This is a genomic window from Streptomyces sp. NPDC007164, from assembly GCF_040634135.1.
GTDB classification, from domain to species: Bacteria; Actinomycetota; Actinomycetes; order Streptomycetales; family Streptomycetaceae; genus Streptomyces; species Streptomyces sanglieri.
This window is the reverse complement of the sequence record NZ_JBEYFB010000062.1, coordinates 26,971-33,419: the sequence shown is the minus strand read 5'-3', so window position 1 is coordinate 33,419 and position 6,449 is coordinate 26,971. Positions and strand designations below refer to the sequence as shown.

The following is a 6,449-nucleotide window of genomic DNA, read 5'->3' as shown; positions in this document are numbered from 1 at the left end:
CAGGGCGCCCAGATCGTCGAATTCGTCAACGCCATCCTGGACGCCGTCATCGCCATCGCCAACGGCGGCACGGCGGGCGTCCCGAAAATGGTCGAGGCCGCCCTCGCCGCCAGCGTCCCCCTCCTCATCGGCTTCCTCGCCTCACTCCTCGGCATCGGCAGCCTGGCCAACAAGGTCAAGAGCGTCTTCCGCGCCGTCGCCAAACCCGTCAACCGCGCCATCGACAAGATCATCAACTTCATCGTCAAAAAAGGCAAAGCCCTCTGGAACAAACTCAAAGGGAAAGGCGGGGAAGGTGGCGGGGGTGAGGAAAAGAGTGAAGGAAAGAAGCGGAACGAGCAACGGGCCATATCCGAGTCGTCGAAGCTGCTTGCCAAGAACCCCGCCAAGACGGACGCCCTCGACAGAATTTCCGCGATCGCCAGGCGGAACAAGGTTCCGTCGCTCCATCTGGTCACCGACAGCAGGACGGATCAGACGGAGAGGGTGCATGTTCAGACCATGGCCACCCCGAGTTACCAGCTCGGGCCGGACGATGAAGACCTCACCGGACCTTTGCGTGAAATATTTGAGAGCCTTACCAGTCAGGATGCAAAGCAGCAGTTTGATAAATTCCGCAAGGGCGCAAAAAGCATGGAGACCCTAGAGAAAACCATGCTGGCCAAAAAGAGGGTCGCGGAGAATCTTTCACAATCTATGGACGAGTTCCTGGCGAATGAATGGAGGAAGGGGAAGGAGAAGAGGGAAAAGGAACCTCCCGATGCGAGTATAATCGCGAAGATCGAGGCTACCCTTGCCGAGGTTGTTCGCGTGGAAAAACGAATAAGAGGTTATAGTTCCGCCCATCCGTCCGTCCGTGGCACAGAGCGATGGCTGAAGGTTATGACGAATCAGCGAACGGCGCTGGAGAAGGCGAAACTGGACAAGGAAAAGGCAAAGAGTGTAGCAAATATAGAGGAAGGCTATGCAAGCTATATTCGATCGGTCGATGCCGAAGTGGAGGCCGCTGAAAACTCGCGCGATGTTGTTGAAGTGGGAATGCCTATCCGCTCGGAGCCGGTAGGTAAATCAGACGCGGATGTGGTGGCGGATGGCGGGCGAACCTGGAAGGATTCCAAAGATTACTTGCCATTCGGGCTTGGGTCAGGCAACTGGGAAAAACTTTCGATTCAAGTTGATAGGCAACTGGAAATCGCCAGTGATCCGGCCTATACGATAGGTGGCAGGCCGCCAAAATTGGTTTACTATTTCCCTCGTGGTGTTATGCAGGAGGTGGCCGAAGCCCTGGAGGAGAAAGGAGTGGGAGTGGAGGGTGAACGCATTTCTGGCCCTGGGGATGAAGCATCTTCTGATCCGTCCCGAGATGGAGGCTCCGGATGAGTGATCGCGATCTATTTGCCCTCTTCTACTTCACCAAGGGCGAGCCTCTGGGCCGTCTTGAAGATCTGGTGCGCCGTGCAGGTGTGACGGGGGCCCGGACCCGTAGTTGGGGGACGGGCGTTGTTCAGGGGGCCTGGGGCGGGTTGAGCTGCGAGTCTCACCTGCTGCAGCTGAGCTGTACAACCGTGCTGGTGGTAAATTTCCGCGAGGATGATTTCCATGCCATGCGGGAGGGGGCTGGCGAGTTGATTTATGACGATGGTGCCATCGATCTCGCTCATTCTTTCCGAGATAGCTGCCTGGCCTTGCAGCCGTTGGCTGCGTTTATTTCTACTTACCCATTTCCGATGGACTTTGAAGTGGCGGAAAAGCAAGAGGCGATTGTAGTCAATCGCGATGTGGCGGCTCTTGTGGAAGAGCGGTTCAATCTCTTCTACCTGTCGCCGGATCAGCTGGCGGAATTGCAGAGCCGAGAACGGTTGGCCGCGCGCGACATGCTCCCAGCAGGTAGCGGGTTGCTGCTGTTCGGTGACAGCGGCCCGGACCGCTGGTGACTCAATGGTCCCGGAACGTGGAGGGCGTGGCCGACGCCCGCCCGCCATGCTTTGGATCACGTGGCGAGGCCAGCAGCAGACAGCGAAGCACGCGCGGCGCGCAGCGTGATGCCACTCTGGCTCCGTGCGCAGCAGTGGATCGGCCCGAGGGGTCAGTACTTCCACAGCTGCATCACGATCTGGTCATTTCATTTCTGCGGTGCTTGTCGGAATCGAGCAGCATCGTGATTGGTCTCCGAAACGTGTGAACAGGCATGCACAGCAGATCCGGTGGTCGGCTACTCACCAAGGGGGCGGGCCTGGAACCGCGTTGAGCACACGCGTGCTGAACGCGGGTTCCAGTCCTCCCCGTGCCGATCCGATGCCTCACTCGCTGCCGTGGCACTCCCGATAGGCCCGCCCCGATCCGCACCAGCAGGCCGCGCTGCGGGCCGGGGGCCAGGGCACCGCGCGGCCGCGGGCGGCGAGGGTGGTGGCGTACTGGGGGAGGAGGTCCGGGTCGGACGGGGAGGCGGCCTCGGAGGCGGCGAACGCCTCGTACGACGGGACCGTGCCGGTCACGATGCCGAGGTTCGGGGTGCCGGCCTGGTGGAGGTCGCGCAGGGCGGCCTCCAGGCGGGCCAGGTGCTGGGGGTGGGAGGGGTACTCGTCGCGCAGGCCCGGGTAGGCGCTGAGGAGTTCGGCGAGTTCGGTGGCCGGCCAGTGCAGTACCGCGACCGGGAACGGGCGGGACAGCGCGGTGCGGTACGTGCCCAACTCGGCGCGCAGGCGGGTGATCTCGGCCTGGAGCTCGCCCGGGTCCGAGGAGCCCAGCGACCACAGGCGCTTCGGGTCGTGGAGCTCGTCCAGCGGGACGGTCGCGGTGTGCAGGGTGTCGGCCAGCTCGTCCCAGGCGTCGTGGTCGACGCCCATCAGCCTGCGCACCCGGTGGCGGCCGAAGACCAGCGACTGGACGGCGTACGGGACCTCCTCGCCGGGCGCCAGGAGCAGTGTCAGCGCGGTCGAGAAGTAGTCGTGGGCCGCTTCGAGTTCGTCGTGGGCTTCGAGGGTCTCGGCGGCGATCTCCCAGGGGCCCGGGTCGAGCGGGCCCGCGGCACGGATGCCTTCGATGATCGCGCGGGCCTCCGCCTCGTGGCCGTACTCCCACAGGTTGGCCGCGTTGAGGGCCTTGACCAGGTGCGGGTGGTCGAGATCGAGATCGGTGGAGCCGAGGAGTTCGTCGTAGAGGGTGGTGGCGCGGGCGCGGTCGCCGGCGAGTTCCAGATGGGCCGCGGCCTGGAGGAGCAGCGGCTCACGGTCCTCGGGGTACCGCGCCGCGGCGCGCAGCAGGCGCTCGGCTTCGGTGGTGTGGTCGGCAGGCGTGTCGGGGCGCATGAACCACACCGTACTGCTGTACGGCTCCGGGGCGGAGGGTTGTTCCAGGCCTGGAGAGTTACGGGCCGGGGGCCTATCGTGCGGCCGTGCGGGAGCGGATACCGGTGGTGGTGCAGCGGAACTCGCGGGGGCGCAGGGCCGTCGCGCGCGGGCTCTGGACGGGTGCCGAGTTGGTGGTGACCCTGGGCGTGGTCCTGTTGTTGCTCGTTGTTCATCAGCTGTGGTGGACCAACCGGCAGGCCCGCGCGGGAGCCGAGCAGCAGGTGCGGGCCCTTCAGCGGGAGTGGGGGGAGGAGCCGGGGGAGCCGGGGGGTGTGAGGGCCGAGGGTGATCCTGGGGGTGGTTCGGGTGGTTCGGGTGGATCTGGCGATTCCGATGCGTCCGGCGGGCGTTCGGGCGGGGGCGGTGCGCGCTCCGCGCCCCGCTGGGACCAGGCGTACGCCGTCATCCGCATCCCGCGGCTCGGGCTCGTCGCTCCCGTCGCCCAGGGCATCGGCAAGAGCGGCGTCCTCGACAAGGGGTACGTCGGGCACTACCCGCGCACCGCGCAGCCCGGCCGGCCCGGGAACTTCGCGCTCGCCGGGCACCGCAACACGCACGGCGAACCCTTCAGGTACATCAACCGGCTGCGGCGCGGGGACCGGATCGACGTCGAGACCCGGGACGCGGTGTACACGTACACCGTCGACCGGACGCTGGCGCGGACGACTCCACGGGACGGCGGTGTCATCGCCGCCGTCCCGCGCAGCAATGTGAAGCCCTACACCGGGTACACCGAGGCCGGTTCCTATGTGACGCTCACTACCTGCACGCCCGAATTCACCTCCCGGTACCGGCTTGTCGTATGGGGAAAACTCGTGGATGTCCGGTCGCGGTAGCGGCATCGCACTAAGGTTCCCTGACGTGCTCAGACGACGTCCGCAGTTGTTGTGGTTGCTGGTCCCCTACGTGCTCTACCTGGGGGTGCTGCCGCTCGTGAACCGGGTCCACCCGGTGATTCTCGGGCTTCCGTTCCTCTTCGTGTGGCTGCTCGGGGCGACCCTGCTGACCCCCGTCGCCGTATGGCTGACCCGGCGGGGGGACCGCCGGTGAACGCCACCGTCGCGACCTCCGTCTTCGCGGTCTTCATGGTCGCCACCGTCGCCCTCGGACTGCTCGCGACGCGCGGGCGGCGCAAGGGGAACGGCGAGGGCGGCGGGCTCGCCGAATGGTCCGTGGGCGGACGCAGCCTCGGGACCGTCTTCATCTGGGTGCTGATGGCCGGCGAGGGCTACACCAGCTTCAGCTACCTGGGCGCCGCGGGCTGGGGCTACAACTACGGGGCGCCGGTGCTCTACGTGGTGGCGTACATGTCCTGCGGGTACGCCATCGGCTACGTCGTCGGCCCGATGCTCTGGGCGTACGCGCGCAAACACGGACTCGTCGGGATCACCGACATGGTCGCGCACCGCTTCGGACGGCCCTGGCTCGGCGTGCTCGTCGCCGTCCTCGCGACCGTCTTCCTGCTGCCGTACATCCAGCTCCAGATCACCGGCATGGGCGTGGTCGTCTCGACCATCTCCTACGGCGCCATCAGCTTGAACTGGGCCTACTTCATCGCCTTCGCCGTCACCACCGGCTTCGTCGTGGTGAGCGGGCTGCGCGGCAGCGCGTGGGTGTCCGTGCTGAAGGACGTGCTCGTGATCGCCACGCTCGGGTTCCTCGCCGTCTACGTACCGATGCACTACTTCGACGGCTACGGGCCCTTCCTCGACCGGATCGTCACCGAGAAGAGCGAGTGGCTGACCTTCCCCGGGCACGGGGACAGCGGACTCGGACAGGCCTGGTTCATCACCACCTCGTTCCTCAACTCGCTCACCGTGGTGATCTTCCCGACGACCGTCGCGGGCTACCTCGGCGCGAAGAACGCCGACGTACTGCGCCGCAACGCGATGCTGCTGCCCGCCTACAACGTGCTGCTCTTCGTGCCGATGCTGCTCGGCATGGCGGCCCTCTTCGTCGTGCCGGGGCTCGTCGGAGCCGAGTCCAACCTGGCGCTCTTCAAACTGGTCGTGGACTCGCTGCCGGCCTGGACCGTCGGCGTCGTCGGGGTGGCCGCGGCACTGTCCTCGATCGTGCCGATGGCCGTCTTCATGCTGGTCATCGGCACGATGTGGGGGCGCAGCGTGCTCTCGCTCGTACCCCGCCTGGAGCGGCGGCAGAAGGGCGCCGCGCAGATCGTGGTCGTGGCCGCCGGGAGCCTCGCCCTGCTGCTCACGTACACCGCGCCGAACACCCTGGTGCGGCTCTCCCTCATTTCGTACGAGGGAATGGCCCAGCTGCTCCCGATGGTGCTGCTGGGGCTGATGTGGCGGCGGCTGACCCTGCTCGGGGCGATGAGCGGGCTGGCTGTCGGCGTGGGTGTGGTGTGCGGGTTCGTGTTCACGGAGAACGACCCGGTGTGGGGCGTCAACGCGGGCATCGTGGCGCTCGGCGCCAACCTCGTCGTCGCGCTTGCGGTGACGTACGCGGGACCGCGCGAGCGCGACGACCGGCCGGACGACGAGGTGCTCGCACGGGACGAGATCCCGGCCCCGGCCCTGGAGCGGGAGCCGGAACCGGAACCGGACGGCGCCCCCGCGGGAACGAGCCACTGACCGCCGCCGGGCGGACCGGTGTGCCGGGCCCATCGTGTATAACGGCTGGAGAGCATCAGGCGCGCGCGTGTGTACGAACGGCACGGGCGCGAGACCGGCCGACCGGCCGCGAAGGGGAAGACGCGAAGGGGAAGAGGGGAGGGGCCGTGAACGGTGACGTGAGTCGTCTGCGCGGTGGCCTCGCCCGGCTGCTCCGCCCCGCCGGACTGCTGCTCTTCCTCATCACCGAGGTCCTCCTCGCCGAGGGCGGCAGCCTCTCCGCCGCCGTCGCGCTCGCCGCGACCGCCGCCGCCGGCTCCGCGCTCGCCGTCGCCTCCTTCATCAGCGCCCGCTGCGCCGCCCCGGTGCCCCGCACCCGGGTCCGCACCGCCATCCGCGACCGCGAGAAACGCACCGCGTTCCTGCCGCAGCGGGATCCCGACGCCAAGGGGCGCAGGCGCCCCCGAGCCCCCGGCCGTGCCCTTCCGACGGCCGCGTAGGGGCGCGCAGCAGTAGCAGCCACTCC

General features: G+C 67.0%; 6 protein-coding genes and 1 pseudogene. 6 read left to right on the top strand and 1 reads right to left on the bottom strand.

Going from position 1 to position 6,449, the window contains the following annotated elements:
• Nucleotides 1–1,380: pseudogene (locus ABZ622_RS37495) on the top strand (hypothetical protein); the annotation flags it as partial.
• Nucleotides 1,377–1,934, top strand: coding sequence for a hypothetical protein (locus tag ABZ622_RS37490; RefSeq protein WP_360551135.1), 558 nt, complete (start codon nt 1,377–1,379; stop codon nt 1,932–1,934). The pseudogene ABZ622_RS37495 and the gene ABZ622_RS37490, both read left to right, overlap by 4 nt.
• Nucleotides 1,935–2,300: 366 nt before the next feature.
• Here the strand turns inward: ABZ622_RS37490 and ABZ622_RS37485 are convergent, their stop codons facing one another.
• Entirely contained in the window at nt 2,301–3,308 is a 1,008-nt protein-coding gene (locus ABZ622_RS37485) for an SEC-C domain-containing protein (protein WP_360551133.1), read from the bottom strand.
• Nucleotides 3,309–3,394: 86 nt separating this feature from the next.
• Here ABZ622_RS37485 and ABZ622_RS37480 point away from each other — a divergent pair, with 86 nt between their 5' ends.
• The 4 genes from ABZ622_RS37480 (at nt 3,395) to ABZ622_RS37465 (ending at nt 6,423) form a co-directional block, all read left to right on the top strand.
• Nucleotides 3,395–4,186: a class E sortase gene (locus tag ABZ622_RS37480; protein WP_360551131.1), complete on the top strand. Its 792-nt coding sequence runs from the start codon at nt 3,395–3,397 to the stop codon at nt 4,184–4,186.
• Nucleotides 4,187–4,241: 55 nt separating this feature from the next.
• Complete coding sequence (locus tag ABZ622_RS37475; protein WP_124723383.1) at nt 4,242–4,400, top strand: DUF3311 domain-containing protein; 159 nt, start codon at nt 4,242–4,244, stop codon at nt 4,398–4,400.
• Nucleotides 4,397–5,944, top strand: coding sequence for a sodium:solute symporter family protein (locus ABZ622_RS37470; protein WP_360551129.1), 1,548 nt, complete (start codon nt 4,397–4,399; stop codon nt 5,942–5,944). The genes ABZ622_RS37475 and ABZ622_RS37470 overlap by 4 nt, the downstream gene beginning before the upstream one ends.
• Before the next feature lie 146 nt (nt 5,945–6,090).
• The gene (locus tag ABZ622_RS37465; RefSeq protein ID WP_360551127.1) at nt 6,091–6,423 is read left to right on the top strand and encodes a DUF6412 domain-containing protein; all 333 of its coding nucleotides are present in this window, start codon (nt 6,091–6,093) and stop codon (nt 6,421–6,423) included.
• Nucleotides 6,424–6,449: the final 26 nt, after the last annotated feature.

What these genes read in the sequence shown, in the direction of transcription:
- ABZ622_RS37490 (WP_360551135.1), top strand. Translation starts at nt 1,377, where the DNA reads ATGAGTGATCGCGATCTATTTGCCCTCTTCTACTTCACCAAGGGCGAG.
- ABZ622_RS37485 (WP_360551133.1), bottom strand. Translation starts at nt 3,308, where the DNA reads ATGCGCCCCGACACGCCTGCCGACCACACCACCGAAGCCGAGCGCCTG.